The sequence below is a fragment of the Denitrobaculum tricleocarpae genome (assembly GCF_007004665.1).
Lineage (GTDB): Bacteria > Pseudomonadota > Alphaproteobacteria > Kiloniellales > Kiloniellaceae > Denitrobaculum > Denitrobaculum tricleocarpae.
This window is the reverse complement of sequence record NZ_ML660056.1, coordinates 92052-115491: the sequence shown is the minus strand read 5'-3', so window position 1 is coordinate 115491 and position 23440 is coordinate 92052. Positions and strand designations below refer to the sequence as shown.

Below are 23440 nucleotides of genomic sequence, written 5' to 3'. Positions count from 1 at the left end.
GAGCATGAGCAGCGCGACACTGGCGTCCCGCGAAGCAGACGTCGCGACAAGCATTGGCGACAATTCCATCGCTTCTTACGATGTCGAAAAGGTGCGGAAGGACTTTCCGATCCTAAGTCAGGAAGTCTACGGCAAACCATTGGTTTACCTCGATAATGCAGCTTCTGCGCAAAAACCCAAAGTCGTCATCGACGCCATGTGCCAGAACATGGAAACCTACTACTCCAACGTTCACCGCGGCCTGCACCGGCTCAGCCAGCTCTCCACGGATGCCTTCGAAGCCGCCCGCGAAAAGGCCGCTGACTTCATCAATGCCGAGACCAGTGATGAGATCGTGTTCCTGCGCGGCGCGACCGAAGCCATCAATCTGGTGGCCTGGAGCTATGGTCGGACCTTCCTGAAGGCCGGCGATGAGGTTCTGATCTCCGAAATGGAGCACCACGCGAACATCGTGCCCTGGCAGATGCTCCGCGACGAGACCGGCATCGAGCTTAAGGTCGTGCCCATCGATGACGACGGAAACCTGTCGCTGGAGACCTTCAGCGACTGCCTGAGCGCGAAGACCAGGTTAGTCGCCATCACCCATATCTCGAATGCACTGGGCACGATTGTTCCACTCAAGGATATCATCCGCCTTTCCCACGCTGCGGGCGCGAAGGTGCTGGTGGACGGCTGCCAGGCCGGACCGCATATGAAAATCGACGTGCGGGACCTGGACGTCGACTTCTACTGCTTCTCAAGCCACAAGGTCTACGGCCCGACAGGGATCGGCGTGCTTTACGGCAAGCTGGACCTGCTCAACGCCATGCCGCCTCACCACGGCGGCGGGGAGATGATCGACCGGGTGACCTTCGAAATGAGCACCTATAAAGACGCCCCCCATCGCTTCGAACCGGGCACGCCGGCGATCATCGAAGCCATCGGCTTCGGTGCGGCGATAGATTACGTCAAGGCACTGGGCCAGGACCGGATCTCTGCTCACGAGCAAGGCCTCACGGCATACGCGACCGAACGCATGCTGGAGATCGAAGGCCTGCGCATCATCGGACAGGCGCAGGAGAAAGCCAGCATCGTGTCCTTTGTGATGGACAACGCCCATGCCCACGATATCGGCACCATCATAGATCGGGCCGGAGTTGCGGTGCGCGCCGGACATCACTGCGCCCAACCGCTGATGGACCGCTTCGGGGTCAGCGCCACGGCGCGGGCGTCCTTCGGTCTCTACAACACCCGCGCGGAAGTCGACGCGCTGGTTGCCGCCCTGCATAAGGTTAAGGAGCTTCTGGGCTGATGAGCGAATTCAAACACCCTCTCGCGGGCCCCGACGGTCCCGGTCTGGCTCATTTCATGCCGAATGGTCAGGCAATGCCCGGAGAAGAGCTGACGGCCCGTGCCGGCGCGCCTCTGGAGCCGGGAACCAAGGTGGCCGATGAGGACATCGTCATCGAAGCGCTGCGGACCGTGCATGACCCTGAGATTCCGGTGAATCTCTATGACCTGGGCCTGATTTACAGCATCGACATTGCCGGGGACGGCTCGGTGGTGATTGAGATGTCGCTCACCGCGCCCGCCTGCCCGGTCGCGGGCGAGATGCCGTTCGATGTCGCCCGTGCCGTGGCCGGTGCCGAAGGTGTGGGCGAAGTCGCCGTCAGCCTGGTGTGGGATCCGCCCTGGACACCGGAGCGCATGTCTGAAGACGCCCAACTGGCACTGGGGCTGTTTTAAAGACCTGTTTTAAAGGCTCGTTTTGGGAAGGAATTCAAAAATTAAGTTTTCTTCCCATATGATAAGCAAGAAATCTGAGGTAGATTGACCGCCATGTTCGATATGTCAAAGCCCATGATCACCATGACCGACGCGGCCGCAGCGCGGGTCAAGGAATTGATCGACCGCAGCGAGAAACCTGTGCAGGGATTGCGCGTCGGTGTGAACTCGCGTGGCTGCTCCGGCATGAGTTACGTTGTGGAGTACGCCGAAGAGCAAGGCAGGTTTGAAGACGTGGTCGAAAGCAAGGGCGTTAAGATTTTCATCGATCCGACCGCGGTCATGTTCCTTATCGGCAGCGAAATGGACTATGTCGAAGACAAGTTTCAAACGGGTTTCGTCTTTTCGAACCCCAACGAAAAGGGCCGCTGCGGCTGCGGCGAGAGCTTCCACATATAGTCCGAAGCGGCACAACCAGCCCCTTATCTTTTAGTGCCGGACACCAGGGCCGACCATTGAGCGTGTTGGCTGAGCGCTGAAACATGATAGATTTTCTGGCGACACACTAACGTAGGAAAGTCGCACGGGTCCCAATGGATTACCTTTTTCCGCCCGAACCTGCCGCATCTGTCGGTATCGTCGGGCGTTCCGAACAGTTCCCGGTCAGGCGGATCTACTGTGTCGGACACAATTATCTCTCTCACATTCACGAAACCGGCCGCGATCCCGACCGGGAATCCCCCTTTTTCTTTAATAAGCCCAGCGACGGGATCGTCAGCGACGGCGGCTCCCTGCCCTATCCGCCTGCAACAGCCAGCCTGCATCATGAAGTCGAGCTCGTCGTGGCAATCGAAAAGGGCGGCTACGAGATCTCCACTGAAGCCGCAGATGAACATATCTTCGGCTATGCGGTCGGGATCGATTTGACCCGCAAGGATCTGCAGCAGGTCGCCGAGGACCGGAGCCTGCCCTGGACGGCAGCCAAGGCTTTTGACCGCTCCGCGCCCTGCGGCCTGATCACGCCCAAGGCGGAATGTCCGCCCATGAATGCCGGCCGGATCGCACTGAGCGTCAATGACAGGCCCCGGCAGGATGCCGATCTCAAGGAGATGATCTGGTCGGTACCCGAAATCGTCTCCTATCTGTCACGCATGTTCGAGCTAAAGCCGGGTGATCTGGTGTTTACCGGGACGCCAGCGGGTGTCGGCTTTGTGCTGCCGGGCGATCGGGTGACGGCCTCAATTGAAGGCCTTGCGCCTCTGCATATCAAGATCGAGGACGCCGACTGACGTCTCAGGCGACCCGCGCATATTATCTGCCGCGCGCGATTTCCAGTATACGCTCGAGGTCGAGGTGGACGGTGAGATGCTCTGAGAGGGCATCTAAAGCCTCTTCAACACCCTGCTCATAGTCCAACCCGGAAGCCCCGCTCCTGCCCAGCCGGGCCAGCAGGCTCTGACGATAACCGTCCGCCGAGAAAATTCCGTGCAGATAACAGCCCGCAATCCGTCCATCGGCCGATACGGCGCCTTCGGCACGCCCGCCAAGCTCTATCATAGGGACCTGCGTTCCGGGCCCGGTCGTAATGCCGATATGCATCTCGTAGCCGTTCAAAGCCTGCCTGCTCGCCAGCTCGAGCCCCTCCACGGCAACCAGGGTCTTGTCATCGCTCAGCACCGTATCCACGTCGAGCATACCCAGGCCCTCGGCGCCCCCGACCGCTCCCTCGATACCCTGGGGGTCGCTGATTTGCCTGCCAAGCATCTGATAGCCGCCGCAGAGGCCTAAGATATGCCCTCCGCGCCGGTAGTGGGCCTGCAGGTCAATATCCCAGCCCTGCGCCCGGAAAAATGCCAGATCAGCAAGCGTGGCCTTTGAGCCGGGCAAAACCACCAGGTTTGCGTTCCCGGGCAAAGCCTGTCCCGGTTGAACAAAGACGACGCTGACACCGGGCTCCGCGATCAAGGGATCCAGATCGTCAAAATTGGAAATACGCGACAGCACCGGGACGGCTACGATGACGTCGCCGGAAGCGGCGGTATCCGCTGACGAAACAGAGAGTTGAACCGAGTCCTCGGCCGGAAGACGGCGCGCGGCATCCAAAAAGGGAATGACACCAAGAGCCTCGAACCCGGTTTTTTCGGCAATAAGATCGAGACCTTCATCGAAAAGACTGACGTCTCCGCGAAACTTGTTGATGACGAAACCTTTGATCCGGGCCCGCTCCGCCGCGGGAAGCACCGCCGCCGTTCCGACCAGGCTGGCAATAACCCCGCCCCGGTCGATGTCACCGATCAGGATAACCGGCAGGTCCGCCGCCTCCGCAAAACCCATATTGGCGATATCGCCCGCGCGCAGATTGACTTCCGAGGCGCTGCCTGCCCCCTCGACCAGGATAAGGTCTGCGTCTTCGCCGAGGCGATGGAAGCTCTCCAGGACCGCAGGCATCAGCTTGGGCTTCAGAGACCAGTATTCCCTGGCGGTTGCGCTCCCGATCACCTTGCCCTGGACGACGACCTGGGCGCCGACTTCACTCTGGGGCTTCAGAAGGACAGGATTCATATCGGTATGGGGCGCGAGGCCGCAGGCACGGGCCTGAAGCGCCTGCGCCCGGCCGATTTCACCACCGTCCGCGGTTACCGCGGCATTGTTCGACATATTTTGTGGTTTGAAGGGCCGAACCGAGAGACCCCTACGTGAAAAAGCACGCGCCAATCCCGCAACCAGAAGGGATTTTCCAACATCTGACCCGGTTCCCTGAAACATTAACGCGGCGGTGTTTTTTTGCACGCGAGCCCCTGTCTTTCAACACACCTGATGGTTAATTGGGAAGCCTAAACCTGATAGATCAAAAAAGGCAATAGATTGTGTAAAAACGAATCAACTTAACCATTTTGATTAGGGATACAAACAATGAATCTCAGTAAAGATCTGTTTCTGCACGAAAAAAATCGATATGAAAAATTTTAGATAAATTATAGAGTAATTTTGTATTTAGTTTCGGCAAATATAAATCATTTTTCTCGTGGTTTAACAATGAGTTACGCGGCTTTTTGTTGTTTTTCATTTACTGTTTCTTAACGCGTCCACGTCATTATCGTTCACAGGTTTTCTGCTAACTGGAGGTTTTAAGAATGTTTACGACCATTAAATCGTTTCTGAACGACGAATCAGGTGCAACCGCAATCGAATACGGCCTGATTGCCGCTCTGATCTCGGTCGCTGCAATCGCAGCCCTGTCTGCAATGGGTGATGAGCTGAGTGCGATGTTCACGTTTGTCGAGACCAAACTGAAAGGCGCGCGTACGCCGTAACGCTCACCTGAACAGCCTGCACATTAACTAGTGCACCTGAGCATCTCTTAGAGGGCCGAGAAGTAGAAAACACTCTCGGCCCTCTTTGCTCCAAAGCAAGAATTCACACAATGTTAAATCCTACCCTTAACGAAGTAACCATCTGTCTTTTTGCTTTGATTGTTGCCGTTGCAGCTTATCAGGACATCAAAAGCTTTACGATCTCCAATGACTACAGCTCAGCGCTGGTCATCTTGTACCCGGCATTTGTTTTGACATCCGATCCTTCTCCCGAATGGTTGCTCGCGCTCGGACTTTCAGGCGCTGTCTTAACTTTCGGTTTTGTTCTGTTTGCCTTTAAGCTCTGCGGCGGTGGTGATGTGAAGCTTTTTTCCGCTGCGAGCCTGTGGGCCGGCACTGACCTGTTTATTGAATTTGCTCTTATGACGGCAGTTACCGGGGGTGTGATCGCAGTCAGCCTTTGGTTGTTCAATCGCGCCGCCCACATGCTCCCATTTTTGCCACAGGGATTAACCTGCGATTTCGAGACTTTTGCAAAAAAACCAATGCCCTACGGCGCTGCAATTGCATTGGGTGGCGTTTACGTAGCGTTCACATTGCTGAGATAGGCTAAAGCCATGTCGATACGAAACATCCTCTTGATCGTCGGTGCCCTCTTTATGATAGGCGGTACCGCGTTCGTCGCAAAAAGCTGGCTTGATGCACAGCGTGCACCGGTTCAACAAACCGTCGAGGCACAACCTGTGCCAGAAGTTGAGCTCACATACGTGTTGATCGCCAAAACCGATATCCCGATTGGTACCTTTATCCAGGAGACGGATCTGGATTGGCAAGCCTGGCCGGATGAAGTCAAGTCGGACAACTATCTAATTCAAGATGAGTTCGACGAGACGTCTCTGCTTGGTTCTGTGTCAAGGCAGCCTATCTCTGCCGGCGAACCAATGGTGCTAGGGCGCGTGGTGGCCCCTGGCGAACGTGGTTTCCTTGCTGCGGTTTTAAAACCTGGTTACCGGGCCGTTTCAATTCAGGTTGACGAGACTTCCGGCATCGGCGGCTTTGTGTTCCCAGGTGACCGAGTCGACCTCATCCTCAGCCACACGATCCAGGATTCAGAACTCGAAAACCGCAGCGAACGGCAGGCAAGCGAGACGATTCTGACCAACGTTCGCATCCTGGCAGTCGACCAGCAGACCAACACAGACAGCGAGAGCGAGCCGACCATCGCAAGCACCGCAACGCTTGAACTCACACCAAAGCAGGTCGAGATGATCGCGGCGGTCAAAAGCCTGGGGCAGCTATCTCTCAGCCTCCGTAGCCTCGCGAAAGACGAAGAAGAACTGGAACGCCTGGTGAAAGGCGAGGATCCATTGAAAGAGGCCGAGCCAAAATCAGGCAGAACCTACACCTGGGAGAGTGACGTGAGCGTCCTCGTGCCTCGCCCCGGCAATGGTGAAGTTAAAGTTGTCGTCGGACGCGGCAGTCAAGTCGAGCAGCTCGACATCGAAGTGGTAGGGGCCCGATGAAAATGAATTTTAATAGACTCCTCTCAACGCTGCTGTTGGTGGCGTTGATTCTACCCGGTCGTGCGAGCGCCGATATCGTCGGTTATGCTGCACCCGCAACGGGTGAGCCGATACAACTCGAAATCAACGAGGGACAGCTTCTGCGTCTGGAGGAAGCCGCCGTATCGGTTTTCGTAGCCAACCCCGAAATTGCGGACGTCAATGTAAAGTCGTCGCAGTTGATCTATGTCTTCGGTCAGGCAACCGGTGAAACAACCCTCTTCGCGGTCGACAGCAACGACAATATCATCGCCAACTTGACGGTCCGCGTCAGTCATAACTTGAGCCGGCTCCGTACAGCCTTGGAAGCGGTAGCGCCGCGCGCTCGTATCTCGGTGACATCAATTGACGGCGGTATCCTCTTGGCAGGACTGGCAAATACAGCAACCGAGGCGGCAGACGCTCAGCGTGTTACCGCGCGCTTTGTGAACAACCCGGAAGAAATTATCAACCAGATTCAGATCACGGCACCGAACCAAGTCAATCTTCGGGTTCGAGTTGCTGAAGTCTCAAAGGAAGTCATCGAGCAATTCGGATTCGACTGGAATGCGATTGCAGACGGAGCCTTTACCTTCGGGCTTTTCACCAACACTTCTCAAATCCTTATTGACTCGCCGCCCAGCTTTTTCGAGATCGACGGATCAGTGGGTCCGCTGGATCTCAATGTTCTGATCGATGCACTGGCCGACGACCAATTGGTCACTGTTCTCGCGGAACCGAACCTGACGGCATTGTCCGGCGAGACCGCCAGCTTTTTGGCAGGCGGAGAGTTTCCCATTCCGGTTGGCGCTGAGACAAACGACGAAGGCGGTCGAGACATCGAGATCGAATTCAAGGAATTCGGCGTCAGCCTTGCTTTTACTCCGACCCTGGTCGGTGAAAACCTCATCAGCATGCGGGTTCGTCCAGAGGTCAGTCAGTTATCGGAAAACGGTGCGATTACTGTTGCAGACCTTGTCATTCCGGCGCTGGCGACACGCCGTGCGGAAACAACTGTTGAACTGGGATCCGGTCAGAGCTTTGCGATCGCCGGCCTGCTTCTGGATGACACGCAACAGATCACGAGCAAGGTCCCGGGTCTTGGAGACATTCCGATCCTCGGCAAACTCTTTACCAGTGAGCGTTTTCAGCGCAGAGAGAGCGAGTTGGTCATCATCGTGACGCCATATCTGGTGCGTCCGGTCTCTCAACCCCTGCCGGTACCGACAACTCCCTACATGGAAGAGCGTGCTGAAACCAAGACAACCGCGCCGGTGCAAACCGGAAATACAGCCTCTGGCTTGACCACTGTTCCGGCGGCATCGTCATCAGCATCAAGTCTGCCGCGCCCTCTGGGCTTCATCCTCGAGTAGAGTGAGCAAAATGCAAGATCCAATCTTCAACAAGAGAGTTTTTGCACCGTTACTCATGGCTGTGAGCCTGACGGTTGGTGCCTGCAGCAATGGACAGACACGGTTCACCGAAGAAGATTCATCCGACGTCGTCTATGACAACACGCTGGGCTTGGTCGAGAGAACCTTCAACACCGGTAGCTGGCAACAGATCGAAGCGGCAACAGAGTTGCAAACCCAGTCTGTCATGCAGGCGCATGCAATGAACTTCTCGCCAGGCTCTACTACTGTCAGCGAGACTGAGCGGACCCGTCTGGCGCTTTTTTTGCGGACTAAGGGAATTCAACAAGGCGACCGTATCCAACTCGACGGTCTACGATCAGACGATTACGAACTTTTGCCGGAGACAGTCCAGCGGATAGACGCCCTGCGCCTTGAACTCGCAAACTACGGATTGCAGGCCTATACGGCTGAACGGCCTATCACTGTACAGCTTGCACCGGATAATCGCATCGCAGTCGTCATAACGCGTACGCTGGTGCGCTTGCCAGACTGTAGCAGCGTGCAACCCAACAGTGGAGCGCGTCCGGAAACCGTCCGCGATTGCGCGAACAAAAGCAACTTGGGCCTCATGGTTGCCAACCCTGCCGATCTCCAACAAGGGTCGCCGGGCGGTTTTCGGGATGGAACAGCCTCGGTTCTATCAATCGATCGTTATCGCAGGGGCGAGATCATTCCGCTTGATGAAATTCTCTCTACCAGGGGGATTGACCAGTAATGAGTACAGCTGAAGACCTCTTCGCCTCCGAAGGCAATAGCGAACTCACGCCGCTTGCCGAATGTGCCGCCTTCGTAAACGACGGCCAGACACACGATGTCATCGACTCCGTCACCCGGCAATTCTACGCCGAGACGGTTATCCGCGATGGCGGCAGTCAGGAAGCCATGCAGTACCTGACCGAGTCCCCGGTTCCGCGGGTGATGATTGTCGATATCGGCGATTCACCGTCGCCGCTAACGGCGATGCTCTCCCTCACGGCCGCCTTTACGGAAGATACCCGCCTCATTGGTATCGGTTCGATGAACGACATCAACCTTTACCGCGAAATGATTGGCGCTGGCATCTCCGATTATCTGGTGAAACCAATCACAGAGAAGGCCTTGTTCAGCACTCTGCAGCAACTGGAGGAGCCCGAGGACGAGGTGGAAGCACCTGTTGCGGATCCTGACGCAACGCAGAAAATAGTCGTGATCGGCTCGCGGGGCGGCTGCGGCGCCTCGACCGTTGCGCTCAATATTGCATGGAGCATGGCCGAGGAAAAACAACACAAAACTGCGCTTGTCGACCTAGACCTTGAATATGGAACCATTGCTTTATCCTTAGACCTCGAACCGACGCGTGGTCTTCGCGAAGCTTTGGAAAATCCATCGCGTATCGACAGCCTGTTCATTTCGAGCGCGACCGCAAAGCTGACGGAAAATCTCTCGGTCATGGCAACTGAAGAAAACGTCAGTCATGACATTTTGTTCGATCCGGCTGCTACCGGGGCTCTCTTTGACGCTCTTGGGCGTGAACACGAATGCATCGTTGTCGACATGCCCCGTGCAGCTCCCGGTCTGCGACAGGGTGTTTTTGAAGCAGCGACCCAGATTGTTGTCGTCACAGAACTGACACTGTCAGGGCTGCGTGACTCCATTCGGACACTCGCGAACATCGAAGAACTGAGCCCGAACACCCCGATCAAAGTCGTTGCAAACCGGACCGGAAGCTCGACACAGGGAATGCAGATCGGTGACTTCCAGAAGGCACTCGGCCGAAAGGTCGACTTTCAGCTTGCGGAAGATCACAAGGCATTCAACCTCGCCGCAAACACGGGCAAGCCGCTCGTGCAGGTCGATGCACGCTGCAAGGCGAGCAAGACGCTCAAACGTGCAGTAACCGTACTCGATGGCAGCAAGGAAAAGGCTGCTGGCGAAGCCAAAAAAAGCTGGCGCGATTGGCTTAAGAGGAAATAGACCCAATGTCGATATTCGCGCAGCGCAAAAATGCGAAGCCGGGGAAAGCCAGTGCACAAGCACAGTCAAATCTCGCCCCGTACATCGAGCAATTAAAGCCGAAAGTCGCTGAGTGCCTGAGCGGCCTTGAAATATCGCAGCTGTCGCGACCGGAACTCGGTCTGCGGCTCGGGCAACTCGTTACATCTGAATTCGAGAAGCAACCCAACAATCTGAACCTGCTGGAACGCCGGACTCTCTTGACCGAACTCATCAACTGGGTCACCGCGCAGTATCCAAAGCAGTCGGCACCCACCCAGCAACAGAGCACACAAGTGGCGAGTTCCGCAGAGCGTGCGTCTGTGCCGGATCTTCCCCCTGCACCATCCTCGCAGGCAAACGCAGCGGCGGTGCCGGATCAACCTGACCCATTTAAGATCGACGAGCGTCGCCTTGAAACCAAGGCGCCGATCACCGACACCGTAGAAGCTGCAAAAGATGCCATCCATGCGAAGGTCATGGAGAGACTGGATGTTTCAGCAGCCTCACAGTTGCCACGCGAAGAACTCTCGAGTCAACTCGGCGAGATCGTCTCCGAGGTCCTTGCGGAGGAAAAAATCAGGTTGAATGGCCCGGAGCAAGCGGGTGTGGTCGAACTAATGCTGGCGGACATGCTCGGCCTTGGACCACTCGAACCGCTATTGGCCGACGAGAAAGTCACCGATATTATGGTGAACGGACCTTATCAGGTCTATGTCGAACGTGGCGGCAAACTTGAGCTCTCCGACATCAAGTTCCGGGACAACGATCATGTTGTGAATATCTCACGTCGCATCGTCGCCCAGATCGGCCGACGCGTCGATGAGACGACTCCCCTCGTCGACGCCCGTTTGCTGGATGGCAGCCGTGTCAATATCGTCATACCACCTCTCGCAATCGACGGCGCCTCTATCTCCATTCGTAAGTTTGCCAAGAAGGGCATTACGCTGGACGTCATGGCGCGCCAGGGCAATATCAACGAAAAGATGGCGATGGTGCTCAAGATCGCCGCACGCAGCAGGCTTAACATTCTGATCTCCGGTGGTACCGGTTCGGGTAAAACCACACTGTTGAATGCCCTTTCGCAGATGATCGACCCCGGCGAACGCATCGTCACTATCGAGGATGCGGCTGAACTTCAACTGCAACAGCCGCATGTGGTCAGGTTGGAGACCCGCCCTGCAAACCTTGAGGGTGAAGGCGCCATCGACATGCGCGATCTGGTGAAGAACACTCTGCGTATGCGTCCTGACAGAATTATTCTTGGTGAGGTTCGCGGTGGCGAAGCCGTGGACATGCTGCAAGCCATGAACACAGGCCATGATGGCTCACTGGGTACGATCCACGCAAACAGACCCCGCGAAGGCCTGACACGTCTCGAAAACATGATTGGCCTCGCCGGCATCAACCTGCCGGCAAAGGCCGTGCGGACCCAAATCTCAGACGCGGTCCACATGATCGTTCAGATCTCCCGTATGCGCGACGGTATGCGCCGGGTCACCCACATTACTGAAATCGTGGGAATGGAGGGGGAGATCATAACGACACAGGACCTTTACACCTTTGAGTTCGAGGGAGAAGACGCGGACGGAAACCTCGTCGGCAGTTTCAAATCCTCCGGCCTTCGGCCGTTCTTCGCCAAAAAGGCGGCATACTTCGGACTGGAACAACGGCTGTTGGAGGCGATGTAGTGGATCTTTCCCTCCTCACCAACAACGATCCGACGATGACATTGATCCTCATGTGCCTGCCGATGCTGGGTGGGGTCATGCTCATTGCCGCGGCCTTCGCGGGCGATGGAACGAATCGGAACTTCAAACGGCGCATCAAACGCGCCACGGGTGATGTGAGAAACGTCGATCAATCGGTGCAGACTGTGGTTAGCGTCCGCCGCGCGACAGCCGATAGTCGTTATGCCCTCGTCGACCGGCTGATCAAAACGCTGTTGCCCCGTCCCGATTTGCTCCGTGACAGGTTAGAGCGTGCGGGCGTAAAGCCTGCGTTGGGCCGCTACCTGATGATGTGCCTACTCAGTGGCGTTGTCGCGTACATGATTGGCAGGATAGCCTTCGGCTTTCCTAATATAATTGCAGGGCTTTTCGGGCTCGTGGGCGTCATCGGAGTACCGCACTTTGCACTCGGAATCATGGCCAAGCGCCGGCAACTCCAGTTTATTGCGCACTTTCCCGATGCAATCGACTTGATGGTTCGTGGCCTGAAAGCCGGCCTGCCCATTACCGAGTCGATGAAATCCGCAGGACAGGAAATTCCCGGGCCGGTTGGCGAGGAGCTCACACGTATTTTCGAAGCTGTTAAAATCGGCAGCAAGATCGAGGATGCTCTCTGGGACACAGCAAATCGGCTGATGATTCCCGAGTTCAACTTTTTCACAGTCGCACTGTCCATCCAAACCGAAACCGGCGGCAACCTGGCGGAAACCTTGTCTAACCTCTCGGACATTTTGCGCAAGCGCAAGCAAATGAAATTCAAGATTAAGGCCATGTCGTCTGAAGCGAAGGCCAGTGCTTACATTATCGGCAGCCTGCCCTTCATCATGTTCCTGTTGCTGTTTTTCATCAACAACGAGTACGTCATGACGCTATGGCATGACCCACGAGGTAACATGATGCTCGCAGGCGGTTTCGTAATGTTCGGTGTCGGGATCGGCACGATGTATAAAATGGTCAAGTTCGAAATATGAGTATTGAAGCCTATCTTCCTGCCGGGGTTACGACCGAAGACGTGATCGTTGTCATGGCTTCAATAACAGTGCTTGTCTGCTTCGCTGCGGTATGGTCATCGCTCATTCACCGCGACCCTTCGCAGAAACGAGCGAAGGTTCTCGCCGAGCAGCGTTCGGCTTTGCGCAGCGGTATGCTTGCTCCGCGGCGGCGCAGCGAACGCCTGAACACGGCATCCTTTATGCGCCAGGTCGTCGAGCGCCTGCAGCTCATGAAATCCGCACAGGCCGGCAATATTTCTAACAAGCTGATGTGCGCGGGCTGGCGCTCGAAAGAAGCTGTAATCCAGTATCTCTTTTTTAAACTCGCCCTGCCCTTCGTATTGGGGGGTGTGGCGCTCCTGATGTTTTACGGCTTCGACAGCTACAACCTGTCCGACGGCATGAAGCTGATAATTTGCATCAGCGTAATTGGCGTAAGCGCATATATGCCTGATGTCATAATCAAAAATGCGTCAAAGAAACGTCAGGAAGCCATCCGGAAATCGCTTCCAGACGGACTCGACCTCATGGTCATTTGCACAGAAGCTGGCCTGAGTCTCGACGCGACTTTGACACGCGTCTCGCAGGAAATGGCCTCGGCCGCCCCCGAGCTTGCTGATGAGTTCAGCTTGACCGGCCTTGAACTCGGCTTTTTGCCTGAGCGGCGGGCAGCCCTCGACAATTTAGCCCAAAGGACCGATCTGCAGATCATCCGCAGTCTCGTCAATACGCTCGTTCAGGCCGAACGCTACGGCACCCCGCTGTCGCAATCCTTGCGGGTTATGAGCACAGAGTCTCGCGATGAACGGATGCTCAAAGCAGAAGAAAAAGCCGCACGGCTTCCGGCGATGATGACCGTGCCCATGATCCTATTCATTCTTCCCCCGCTTTTCGTGGTCCTCCTTGGACCTGCGATCGTACGGACCATAGACGCCCTGAGTGGCGTGTAGGAATAAACCAATTGATAAGCGCCACGAGAGTGTGGCTATGCCATGTGGGAGATAACGGCGGTATCACATTCCAGGACAACCGATGACCGAGGATTGAGAGTTATGCTGACGACAATGCCGATACGGCAAGTCATACGCCGCTTCAGAGACAACAAAGACGGACTCGCAGCAATTGAATTTGCCCTCATTCTACCTGCATTCTTGCTGTTGCTGTTTGGCGCTCTGGAGATAGCAATGGTCATGTTCACCCTGACTCTTGCCGAGGGTGGTCTGCGTGAGGCCGCCAGATTTGGCGTCACAGGCCAGGAAGTCGATCCAGCAGCCCGCCAGGACAAGATCCTGGAAATCATCTCAGATCATACCCATGGGCTTATTGACGTTTCCGAGGCCAACGTCAGCGTGACTGTCTACCCCGACTTTTCAGGCGACGACGGTGGTCCAGGCACGCCCGGAGCAGGTGACGCAAACGATGTTGTTTTCTATCGGCTTGAATACGAATGGCAATACATGACGCCCGTTTTCTCTGTCTTCGCCGGTTCGAGCGGTTCACTGCCGATGACGGCGACGGTCGCCGTCCGCAATGAGCCCTACAGAGAAGAATAGGTTTGGGTGTCGAAATGAATGCCGTATTGAACAGTTATAGGCTCAAGATAGCCCGCCAGTATCACTCCTTTGTGTCTGACAGGTCGGGCGTAACCATCATCGAGTTTGCCTTTATCGTCCCGGTGATCCTCTTCATGCTGCTCGGTATGTTCGATATGGGCCGCTACATGCTGCTGAACCAGAAACTTGACCGGGCAGCTGCAACCATGTCGGACCTGACATCGCGTCCGTCCAGTATATCGGCGGCCGAAATCAACCAGCTTATGATTGCCGCAATTGAGGTTGTGCAGCCCTTCGATCTAGCATCGAAAGGCGGTGTGATCGTGAGTTCGGTCTATAAGAACCCTGGCGACCCGGCAGAGATCACATGGCAGATCCAAGGTGCAGGCCCCACCTTACCTCCAAGCTTATACGGCGGTGTCGGCGATCCGGCCAACATGCCCGCCGGGTTTGTTGTCAGAGACAATGAAAACGTCATTACAGCGGAGGTGTATTTCCGCTTCGAGCCGGTTTTCCTCGATTTCCTCTCAAGTTTCTTCGACTCCGGGGGGTTGTTGCCCGAGGGCGTGATCGTACAGACCGCGCTTCGTCAGCCGCGTCTGGGCGACCTGAGCACACTCAGTGTTCCCTGACCTTGTCTCTCTAGGTTGAGGACTCCTATTCTTTGATGGTCTTGATCGTATTTTGCCGGGTTTTAGGCAGGCGAGGGCTCGAAAGCGGGCCTGAAGGCCCGGTAAGAGGCGTCAACGCACCTGAAACCCGACAAAATACGACCCGCCTGGGACGTGGTCCTCAGGCGATAAGATTATGAGTTCTGGGAACCACGTTCTGGGAACCAAGGTCTGGACAGCGTCGTGTCATCGGTCCAATTCTGACTAAGCACGATGCTATGGCATCGCTCCACTCTTAACTCCTTGCCAGAAAACATAATTTTGTCGTCAAGACCGTCAAGGAATAGGAGCTCCCAACCTAGGATAGCTTCGCTTGCGCAGCGGCCGTGATCTGCGCGAGAGTCGTTTTCGGTGTAATTGCTTCGGGGTCAATCCGGATCTCGATCAGGCTTGACCCCTCGGCCGCCATCGCGCGCTCAAAAGCCGGTGCGAACTGTTCCGTCCGCTCCACCACCTCGCCGTTTGCGCCGAACGCGCGGGCGTAGGCGGCGAAATCCGGATTGACCAGTTCAGTACCGCTGACGCGCTCTGGGTACTCGCGCTCCTGATGCATGCGGATGGTACCGTACATGCCGTTGTTGATCACCAGGATGATGATCTTGAGGCCGTACTGCATCGCGGTCGCCAGTTCCTGGCCATGCATCATGTAGCAACCGTCGCCGGCAAAACAGACCACCGTGCGCTCGGGAAAGACCGAGCTGGCCGCCACCGCCGCAGGTAAGCCGTAGCCCATCGAGCCGGATGTCGGCGCAAGCTGGGTCGGGAAGCTGCGGTACTGATAGAAGCGGTGCACCCAGGTCGTATAGTTGCCGGCACCGTTGCTGATAATGGCATCTTCCGGCAGGCGTTCGCGCAGCCAGGCCATGATTTCGCCCATCTGCACATCGCCCGGTATGCTTGGTGTCTCGATGTACGCCTCGTATTCATTGCGGGCTGTCGAGACCAATTCCTTCCGCGCCTTGTCCGGCGATTTTGGCGGACTCAAGGCCGCGGCGGCTGCCGCAAAAGCCTTGACCCCGGCATTAATCGCCAATTCGGGCTGGTACACCCGCCCCAGTTCTTCCGCACCGGCATGCACATGAACCATGGTTTGCTTGGGTACCGGCGTGTCGAAGAGGGTATATCCGCCGGTCGTCATCTCACCCAGACGCGCGCCCACCACAAGAACCAGGTCCGACTCACGAACGCGGTCAGCCAGCTTGGGATTGATTCCGATCCCGACGTCACCGGCGTAGTTCGGATGGCGATTGTCGAAATAGTCCTGACACCGGAAGGATGCCGTCGTTGGCAGGCCATGGGCTTCAGCGAAGCTTTGAATGTGCCGGCAGGCCTGGGCATTCCAGGACGTACCGCCCAAAATCATCAACGGTCGCTTCGCCGCGGCGACGAGATCGCCAAGGCGCTTCATATCCGCAAGTGAAGGATGCGCCTCGGCGGGCCTGTAAGGCTTGGCATCCGGCGCTGCGGTCATGTCCCGCAGCATATCTTCGGGCAGCGCCAGCACCACGGGCCCGGGCCGCCCGGATGTCGCAGTCGCGAAAGCGCGCGCCAGATACTCGGGGATCCGGTCGGCATCGTCGATCTGCGCCACCCACTTGGCCATCTGACCGAACATGCGGCGGTAGTCGATCTCTTGAAAGGCTTCTCGCTCGATCATGTCGCGGCCGACCTGGCCGATGAAAAGGATCATCGGGGTCGAATCCTGATAGGCGATGTGAACCCCCGCGCTGGCGCTGGTCGCGCCCGGCCCCCGGGTTACGAAGCAGATCCCGGGCTGACCAGTCAGCTTTCCGTAGGCGTCCGCCATCATGGCCGCCCCACCCTCCTGCCGGCAGATCCGGAACGCAATCTCGGGCACGTCATAGAACGCATCCAGCACCGCGAGATAACTCTCCCCCGGCACGCCGAACGCGGTATCAACGCCATGCAGGCGGAGCTGATCAACCAAGATCCGTCCGCCCGTGCGCAATTTTCCCTGAGATGTCATGTTGGATTTCTTTCCTGAGCCGGTCGCTTGAGTCTGTCCCGACTTCTTAGCCCAGAAGCAGTCCTCACCGCAATTGCTGTAGGTCACGGTCCTGACTACGTGGAGCCCAGTGGCCCGAAAGCCAGCCGCTCTTCCAAAGCCCGTCAATCCCAAGGCAAGTAAGCAAAGCGCGGCAACTCGCAAAACCAACTCATTGAAACGCAGCTTGGCAGACCCCTGCCCGCTTCCTAAGCTGTTCGCCCTGATTACGACAAACGAACAACCACAGGCCATCTCGATGAAATTCGTCTTCGACCCCGCCCAGAGCGCCCACAATCCCGGCAACTTTCTCTCCAGCGGGGTTCGCAAACCCAATCCCGAAACCCCTGCGCGCGCCGATATGCTGCTCGAAGCCGGCCGGGCCTCCGGCTTCGAGATAGAAGCTCCCGATGACTACGGACTTGCGCCCGCAGCGGCAATTCACAGCCCCGAGTATCTCCGCTTCCTGCAAAGCATTCACGCCCGCTGGCGCGAGATTCCCGGGGCGTCCGACGAAGTCATCCCCAATGTCCATCCGAACGGCCGGCCCCATGGCACAAGTGCCGGCTATCCGGCGTCGGCGGTCGGACAGGCCGGTTATCACATGGCGGACACCGCCTGTCCCATATCGGAGAGCACCTGGACATCGGTCAAGGCCTCCATGAACACGGCCGTCCATGCCACGCGGCAGGTCCGCGCAGGCGCACGCGCCGCCTACGCCCTCTGCCGCCCGCCGGGCCATCATGCCTTCGCGGACATGGCCGGCGGTTTCTGTTATCTCAACAACTCGGCCATTGCCGCTCAGGACTTGCGCCGGAACCATGACCGGGTCGTCGTGCTGGACGTGGACCTGCATCACGGCAACGGCACTCAGGGGATCTTCTACCGCCGGGACGACGTGCTCACGATCTCGATCCATGCCGATCCGCAGAACTTCTATCCGTTCTTCTGGGGACATGGGAACGAGCGCGGCGAAGACACAGGTGTCGGCTATAACCTGAATTTCCCCCTGACGCTGGGCTCCGGCGACAAACCCTTCCTCGCCGCCCTGGACAGCGCCTGCGAAGCCATTGCCGCCTTTGCGCCGGGCGCCATGGTGGTTGCCTTGGGGCTGGACGCCCACGAAAGCGACCCCTTCGCGGGCCTGGCCGTGACGACGGCGGGCTTCGGCGAGATCGGACGTGAGATCGGTGGTCTCGCTCTGCCCAGCGTGATCGTTCAGGAGGGCGGTTACGCCAACCCGGCGCTGGGCGCAAACCTGGTGAGCTTTTTGGAGGGGTTTGGCCGCAGCTCGCCTTAACGTTGGAAGTCGCCTTTAGGGATAAGAAACGGCACCTGACAATCGCCCGTATTCAGCGCCGTTTCCGCATCCATCAGTGGATCGTTTCACCTGCGCGTATTGCGGCTTCTGCGTGGAGGGTGCCCTCAGCCGGAGTAATTCCTTGTCCAAGTCTGGTGGTTGCAGCCGCGACCTCAGGCTGGTAATCCGGTTCAGCATAGAGATCCGCATCAGTTAGATCGCTGCGCTTCAAGATATAGTCTTCGGGGCGCGGAACTTCGCCGAACCAATAGAGCGGGTGCGGCTCTTCACCCTCTTTAGCGATCAGTCCGCTCTCGGCATCAAAGCGATAACCCTCTTCCTCCATGCACTGGAGAACAGATTTAGTCTCCCCTTCAGCGGTCAGGATGAGGGTACCGGCACGCATCTGCCCAGTCTGCATCAGCGCATCATTGGCGTCTGTCAGATAAGCCACTTGAACAAAGGCGTCTTCACGGCTTCCCACAGGTGCATTGGTCGCCGCACGCAACACCGTTCCGTCCGCATGCACAATCGTCCCATCGGCACGGAGAATTTCCATCAACATGTGATGCTGCCCAACGTGCGGGCCATCGCCACAGAGGAAAACGTGTCCGGGTGTGACCTTTAGGCCGTGGAAATCGATAACCAATTTGTCAGGAGTGGAATAAGTTCGGGTGACACGTCGCGCAGCAAGACGCCCCTGGCCATGCTGGTCATTGTTATCGTATGCGAGGACTTCATCGTTAATCGAGACTAACTCAATAGGTCTCAGAGAACCATCTGCCATCCGGATCTTTGTCCCGGCAGCAAAACAGTAATCCTTTATGTTATCAAAAAGCTTCTCGAAGACTTCCCGGAACTCATCATATAGTTCTTCACCCCAAAGTGGCGGAGGAAGGTTCTCGAAAAGTTGAGGATTAAACTCACTGTCAGGTACGCTACCAGGCGCCGCCAAATAATTGTCAAGTTGAGGCGCTTTAGCACCAATCCACTTTAAAATAGTGTCAGCAAGTGTATTACTGTTGTTATTCAACAGGTCATACTTTGTGTTTTGCTCGGCAATACCCTGCGCCATCCCCACCAGTTGAACAAATTTTCCCCTTAGATCATCCCCTTCGAACACAAGTTCTCTTTGAACGTCGTCACCAATTTTTGTGCTGTTCGTAGTCTCAAAGGCAATAGCATGTAGATTTCCAAAACCTTCAAGCGTAGGGATTTTGGAGGAAACAAACTCATCAAATGGCGAACCCAAAAAAACCTTGATCAGGCCCTCCATGGAGCTGGAATGATGAACCGTCCGATCGGGTGTATATAATGAATTTGTGATAGACGAAAATACTGTCTGTTACGTCACGACCTGTGCGGCTATACCCAATTTCTATTTTCTCCATTTGTCTCTTCCCCTCAAATTTGCCCCCGCAAATCACAACAATGTCGTCACGACCACGACATCATCTAAAATAATCTGCCTATTTCTTACTTGGAACACAAATCTTACGTTCTCAGCACCAACACTTACCCCAAAAACTCCAAACGACTCAATCTGCATAGAGGACAAAACAATAACACAATCACAACTTTCATCTACAAACGATTCGACACGATCGGACTCCAACATCGCCATAGAAAATATTTTCTCGTCAGATACTCTAAATTTTTTTGTAATACAATTTTTTATACTTTTCGGTACATGAACTGGTATATCTTTCATCGAAATATTATTTTTCAAAAACTTAACAATTGGCCCAACTTCTTGTTTTTCAACACAAACACTTAGAAACAAAATTAGGGCGACGACAGGTAACATCCACTAACGGTATTTACTTAACTTTTTTATAGAAAACATGTGTCAAACCAATATTTTGAAACAAAAAAATCACAATCTCCAATTTACTTCATTTCCAGCAAAAATAAATGCACGATTCAACACTAAACGCCAATATTATGAAATATTGCCGCGATTCCCACCAACATTTCATTGGCAACTTGGCAATTTTTTCAAGCAAAACGCGGTTACCAATAGGCCATCCGCTATTTCGCTAACTTTGTTTGCTACAAGTCAAATTAGTCAATCCAACCAACACGATGACAGATTTCTGTATCCGTTGCAGTTTCTGTTTGAGGTGCTATACGCCAGTTCCATACCACTTTCGGTATGAGGGACATCGAATCATACAGTGCATTCTCTCTCTCGATCAAATTTCCTAAATTGTCGAGAGTAATTCTCTCCAGGTCAGTGATCAGGCACACCTGTTCTGAGCTAGCTTTCAGGTGCAAAAGGTGATTTCTGAACAGCAAGCTCGCAAAGACTCCAAACTCCTCTTCCGAGTAGGCCGGCGAGTGTTTCTCGAGATAAGCAAGAGGCAGGATCGGAAGCTGCGAGAGCAGGTTGACCGAAGCCAAAAAGTCGATCGACGATACGCCCAGACTTTGGGCCAAAGGCTTTGGCAGTAATTCCGGAAGCTTGGGCACTGTCCCCCGCCCTGACCGCATTCGTTTCACTTGCTCAAAAATCAGCTCGCAAACCCCGGTCACGTCCAGCTCTTCGAACCGCACGTTGGGATATCGGCGGGCGCGGAACTTCACCCAGGGCAGATGAAGAATGTCGACAAGAATAACCTGCTCGAAGCGTTGAGAAAGCTCGGCGAGCGGGACGTCCAGCAGCATCCCGGAGCCCAGCACGACGGCGGTGCGGTCTCCCTTTGCGGCGGCGGCACTTTCCAGAATGAAGGCCTTGGTATTTTCCAGGTGCGGGCGCCAGGCTTCCCTGCAGCGCCGGTAACGGGCCTGGGTGGCGATGATTTCCTGGGGATAGCCCATGGCACGCAGATACTTCGGGCAGGGTGTGGCCAGGTATTGTAACCACTCGATGAGCATCTGCGATCCATCCACCCCACGCCGGAGCGGCCCTACGGCCTCAGCTTCGAGACTGGACAGCGAGACTTCGCTGCCCCTCTCGACAGACTAAGCGCTATCCTGCCCGCGCTTAAGGATAATCGCAGCGGTCGCCGGAGATAAGCACAAAGCCACGCGGCCCTTCGGTCAGGCTGAAGCGGTACTCGGAATTGTTGACCACCACCGAGCGGTGCAGCGGCAACTTACCGGTTTCCTGGATGTTTTCGCCACCGAGCAGCGTGAAATTCACATCCAAAGGCTGTGCCGCGTCATACCAGGCCTCCACATTCCCCGCCGCGTCCTTGGCGGAGAGCCCTTTGGCCGTGACCGTAATCGCCGACTGGGCAAAGGTGACGGAATCGTTTGCGCCGCTGTAAAGATCGGTGCTGACAAAGAAGCGCTTGCTCACGGGTGCATTGTCGCAGCTGCGCTCGTTCTTTGCGGAGTCGATCAGAAAGCGCAGACGGTCCATGCCGACACCGTTGCCCAGCTTGCTGCTGGCAATATCCAGAACTTCCTTCAGTTCTCCCGTCGGAACGTCGGTCTCGTACTTCTTCTGCCAATCGCTGGCCGAGCGGTTGGCGCTCGCAAGTTGGGCCTTCAGATCGGCCACCGACTGGTTGAGGTCGGCGAGCTCTCCGGTCAGGCGTGCGGTCTTTTCCTGCTCCGCAATCAGATCGCGTTGCGCGATATCGGAACCGGTGTAATAGGCCTTCACTCCCAGCGCGCCGATAATAGCGAGCGCCACCAACCACTTGATGACGCCCCACCAAAACTTGCGGCGGCGCTTTGCTCTCCGTTCGTGCAACCCAAGCGACATCGACTGCTAACTCTTTCCAAGGTTCATGCGTGATAGGTTCGGCGAATTGAGAAAATTCTTTAACCTATTGTTTTTAATCTATATTTTATGGTTTACTACGTATTATTACCATCCCTTTAACCTGCCTGCAAGCACGTGTCTGCGCGCAACAGCCCAAGGCCATAAGGCGGCTCACGCGACAGCATGGCAAAAGCGGGCAAAGTGGCATAAACTTTCATCCGTTGTCGGCATAGTGTCTTCATGAACCAATTCGACCAGGTGACGGACCTGCCTTCATAAAATTCGCCCACAAACGGAACTTACGATACAGCATGGCCGAAGACGAACCCGTCGATCGCGAAGCCCTTCTCCAGCAGTTGGCCGAGTTGCGCGCCACAATCGATCCCGAAATCCTGAAGCGGGTGCAGCAGAAGGTCGCCAACCCCGGCTCGGAACCTTATGACAAAAAGGCCGCGCGGCAGATCGTCGAGCAGTTTCTCGCCGCCCGCTACGATAATGGTGCCTTCGCCCGTCGCCTCATGGAAGAACTGGCCCGCACCCAGGACGACCGCACCCAGGACGACGATACCCGGAACGACACATAAAACACATGAGCGACCCCGTTGGGCCGATCGGCCCCTGCGATGAAAGTGATCTTACAGGCCTGCTCCGGCTTTCGGCAGCGCAAGACTGGCCGCATACCGAAGATGATTGGCGCACGGTTCTGGCCAGCGGCGAGGTTTTCGGGCACCGGAACATCCAAGATGAAATCATCTCCTGCGCGGCGATGATCCCCTACGAGAGCGCCGGGACCGGGCCATCGACGTCGCTGGGCATGATCATTGTCGACGCTCAGGCCCGGCGGCAAGGACTGGGTCAGGACTTGATGAAGGAGGCTATTCAACGCGCGTCCGGTCAAACACCCTCGCCTCTCCTGCGACTGATCTCGACCCTGGACGGACGGCCGCTCTATGAAAAGTATGGTTTTCGAACCGTAGAGAAGCTGCATAGTTATCGGCGCCCAGCGAACGCGGCACCGGTCGGGAAGCATCCGCCGGCAAGGGGTCAGGAACTTCGGCCCTTGGATCGGTCCCTGGTGGAATCTGTGATTGCCCTCGATGCATCCGCCTTCGGCCATCGACGCGCGCGGATGTTGCAAGAGCGGATCGCCCGGGCCGAGCGAAGCCTCGTTCTTTTTCAAAACGCCGCGCCGGTGGGATACGGGCTGTTGGTGCGGCAGAAGAGCCTGGCCAATCTCGGCCCTCTTGTTGCGCCGGATGATGCCGCTGCGCTCACCTTGATCACCGGGCTGATGTCGGGCTTGGACAGCGCGCCCTTCCGCATAGACCTGCCGGCCCGGCAAAAGGCGATTTTCGGCGACATCGAGACCCTTGGCTTCGTCGAAAACGATGTCCCGCCGATCATGCTGCGCAGTCCTGACGGAGTGAACCTTGATGGCACGCAAGCGATCGAGGGACGAAACGCCCCGCAAAAGCACTACTATGGGATCGCCGCCCAAGCCTTCGGGTAAACCGGACGGGCCTTCGGGT

The 23440-nt window shown here is 56.2% G+C and carries 24 protein-coding genes; 18 read left to right on the top strand and 6 right to left on the bottom strand.

Annotated elements, in window-relative coordinates:
- The first annotated feature begins 4 nt into the window (after positions 1 to 4).
- The 4 genes from FKG95_RS15330 (at position 5) to FKG95_RS15315 (ending at position 2993) form a co-directional block, all read left to right on the top strand.
- Entirely contained in the window at positions 5 to 1291 is a 1287-nt protein-coding gene (locus FKG95_RS15330) for an aminotransferase class V-fold PLP-dependent enzyme (RefSeq protein ID WP_142897274.1), read from the top strand.
- On the top strand, positions 1291 to 1725 hold the full coding sequence (locus tag FKG95_RS15325) for a DUF59 domain-containing protein (RefSeq protein WP_218940210.1): 435 nt from the start codon (positions 1291 to 1293) through the stop codon (positions 1723 to 1725). The genes FKG95_RS15330 and FKG95_RS15325 overlap by 1 nt, the downstream gene beginning before the upstream one ends.
- Positions 1726 to 1827: 102 nt before the next feature.
- Entirely contained in the window at positions 1828 to 2163 is a 336-nt protein-coding gene (locus FKG95_RS15320; RefSeq protein ID WP_142897605.1) for a HesB/IscA family protein, read from the top strand.
- A gap of 134 nt (positions 2164 to 2297) precedes the next feature.
- Complete coding sequence (locus tag FKG95_RS15315; RefSeq protein ID WP_142897273.1) at positions 2298 to 2993, top strand: fumarylacetoacetate hydrolase family protein; 696 nt, start codon at positions 2298 to 2300, stop codon at positions 2991 to 2993.
- A gap of 22 nt (positions 2994 to 3015) precedes the next feature.
- Here FKG95_RS15315 and FKG95_RS15310 read toward each other — a convergent pair whose 3' ends face one another.
- Positions 3016 to 4470: a cobyric acid synthase gene (locus FKG95_RS15310; RefSeq protein ID WP_142897604.1), complete on the bottom strand. Its 1455-nt coding sequence runs from the start codon at positions 4468 to 4470 to the stop codon at positions 3016 to 3018.
- 368 nt (positions 4471 to 4838) lie between these two features.
- On the opposite strand from FKG95_RS15310, the gene FKG95_RS15305 reads away from it, so the two are divergent.
- From FKG95_RS15305 to FKG95_RS15255, 11 genes are all read left to right on the top strand, one after another.
- Positions 4839 to 5018, top strand: coding sequence for a Flp family type IVb pilin (locus FKG95_RS15305; RefSeq protein ID WP_142897272.1), 180 nt, complete (start codon positions 4839 to 4841; stop codon positions 5016 to 5018).
- A gap of 110 nt (positions 5019 to 5128) precedes the next feature.
- Positions 5129 to 5626 (top strand): A24 family peptidase, encoded by a 498-nt coding sequence (locus tag FKG95_RS15300; RefSeq protein ID WP_142897271.1) that lies wholly within the window; start codon positions 5129 to 5131, stop codon positions 5624 to 5626.
- Positions 5627 to 5635: 9 nt separating this feature from the next.
- Entirely contained in the window at positions 5636 to 6541 is a 906-nt protein-coding gene (cpaB, locus tag FKG95_RS15295; protein WP_142897270.1) for a Flp pilus assembly protein CpaB, read from the top strand.
- Between the two features lie 2 nt (positions 6542 to 6543).
- Positions 6544 to 7932: a type II and III secretion system protein family protein gene (locus FKG95_RS15290; protein WP_179954113.1), complete on the top strand. Its 1389-nt coding sequence runs from the start codon at positions 6544 to 6546 to the stop codon at positions 7930 to 7932.
- A 10-nt stretch (positions 7933 to 7942) separates the two neighbouring features.
- Complete coding sequence (locus FKG95_RS15285; RefSeq protein WP_142897268.1) at positions 7943 to 8689, top strand: CpaD family pilus assembly lipoprotein; 747 nt, start codon at positions 7943 to 7945, stop codon at positions 8687 to 8689.
- 167 nt (positions 8690 to 8856) lie between these two features.
- Positions 8857 to 9927 (top strand): CpaE/TadZ family protein, encoded by a 1071-nt coding sequence (locus FKG95_RS15280; RefSeq protein WP_179954112.1) that lies wholly within the window; start codon positions 8857 to 8859, stop codon positions 9925 to 9927.
- A gap of 5 nt (positions 9928 to 9932) precedes the next feature.
- Positions 9933 to 11636 (top strand): TadA family conjugal transfer-associated ATPase, encoded by a 1704-nt coding sequence (locus tag FKG95_RS15275; RefSeq protein ID WP_142897266.1) that lies wholly within the window; start codon positions 9933 to 9935, stop codon positions 11634 to 11636.
- Entirely contained in the window at positions 11636 to 12646 is a 1011-nt protein-coding gene (locus tag FKG95_RS15270) for a type II secretion system F family protein (protein ID WP_142897265.1), read from the top strand. Before FKG95_RS15275 ends, FKG95_RS15270 begins: the two co-directional genes overlap by 1 nt.
- Entirely contained in the window at positions 12643 to 13617 is a 975-nt protein-coding gene (locus FKG95_RS15265) for a type II secretion system F family protein (RefSeq protein ID WP_142897264.1), read from the top strand. The genes FKG95_RS15270 and FKG95_RS15265 overlap by 4 nt, the downstream gene beginning before the upstream one ends.
- Before the next feature lie 102 nt (positions 13618 to 13719).
- Complete coding sequence (locus FKG95_RS15260; protein WP_179954111.1) at positions 13720 to 14220, top strand: TadE/TadG family type IV pilus assembly protein; 501 nt, start codon at positions 13720 to 13722, stop codon at positions 14218 to 14220.
- A 2-nt stretch (positions 14221 to 14222) separates the two neighbouring features.
- Complete coding sequence (locus FKG95_RS15255) at positions 14223 to 14852, top strand: TadE/TadG family type IV pilus assembly protein (RefSeq protein WP_142897262.1); 630 nt, start codon at positions 14223 to 14225, stop codon at positions 14850 to 14852.
- A gap of 337 nt (positions 14853 to 15189) precedes the next feature.
- On the opposite strand, the gene FKG95_RS15250 is transcribed toward FKG95_RS15255, so the two are convergent.
- Complete coding sequence (locus tag FKG95_RS15250) at positions 15190 to 16878, bottom strand: thiamine pyrophosphate-binding protein (protein WP_142897261.1); 1689 nt, start codon at positions 16876 to 16878, stop codon at positions 15190 to 15192.
- Between the two features lie 205 nt (positions 16879 to 17083).
- On the opposite strand from FKG95_RS15250, the gene FKG95_RS15245 reads away from it, so the two are divergent.
- Positions 17084 to 18196: a histone deacetylase family protein gene (locus tag FKG95_RS15245; protein WP_342779239.1), complete on the top strand. Its 1113-nt coding sequence runs from the start codon at positions 17084 to 17086 to the stop codon at positions 18194 to 18196.
- A gap of 73 nt (positions 18197 to 18269) precedes the next feature.
- Here FKG95_RS15245 and FKG95_RS15240 read toward each other — a convergent pair whose 3' ends face one another.
- The 4 genes from FKG95_RS15240 to FKG95_RS15225 form a co-directional block, all read right to left on the bottom strand.
- Positions 18270 to 19472 (bottom strand): Hint domain-containing protein, encoded by a 1203-nt coding sequence (locus tag FKG95_RS15240; RefSeq protein ID WP_142897260.1) that lies wholly within the window; start codon positions 19470 to 19472, stop codon positions 18270 to 18272.
- Positions 19473 to 19619: 147 nt separating this feature from the next.
- Positions 19620 to 20003, bottom strand: a complete 384-nt coding sequence (locus FKG95_RS15235) for a hypothetical protein (RefSeq protein WP_142897259.1) — start codon at positions 20001 to 20003, stop codon at positions 19620 to 19622.
- 257 nt (positions 20004 to 20260) lie between these two features.
- On the bottom strand, positions 20261 to 21073 hold the full coding sequence (locus FKG95_RS15230) for a hypothetical protein (RefSeq protein ID WP_142897258.1): 813 nt from the start codon (positions 21071 to 21073) through the stop codon (positions 20261 to 20263).
- A 109-nt stretch (positions 21074 to 21182) separates the two neighbouring features.
- Entirely contained in the window at positions 21183 to 21911 is a 729-nt protein-coding gene (locus tag FKG95_RS15225; RefSeq protein ID WP_142897257.1) for a hypothetical protein, read from the bottom strand.
- Positions 21912 to 22222: 311 nt separating this feature from the next.
- Between FKG95_RS15225 and FKG95_RS15220 the strand changes: the two genes are divergently transcribed.
- Positions 22223 to 22495 carry a hypothetical protein gene (locus FKG95_RS15220; protein ID WP_142897256.1) on the top strand — a complete coding sequence of 91 codons (273 nt, stop codon included), beginning with the start codon at positions 22223 to 22225 and terminating at the stop codon, positions 22493 to 22495.
- A gap of 5 nt (positions 22496 to 22500) precedes the next feature.
- Positions 22501 to 23421 (top strand): GNAT family N-acetyltransferase, encoded by a 921-nt coding sequence (locus tag FKG95_RS15215; protein ID WP_142897255.1) that lies wholly within the window; start codon positions 22501 to 22503, stop codon positions 23419 to 23421.
- The last annotated feature ends 19 nt before the right edge of the window (positions 23422 to 23440 follow it).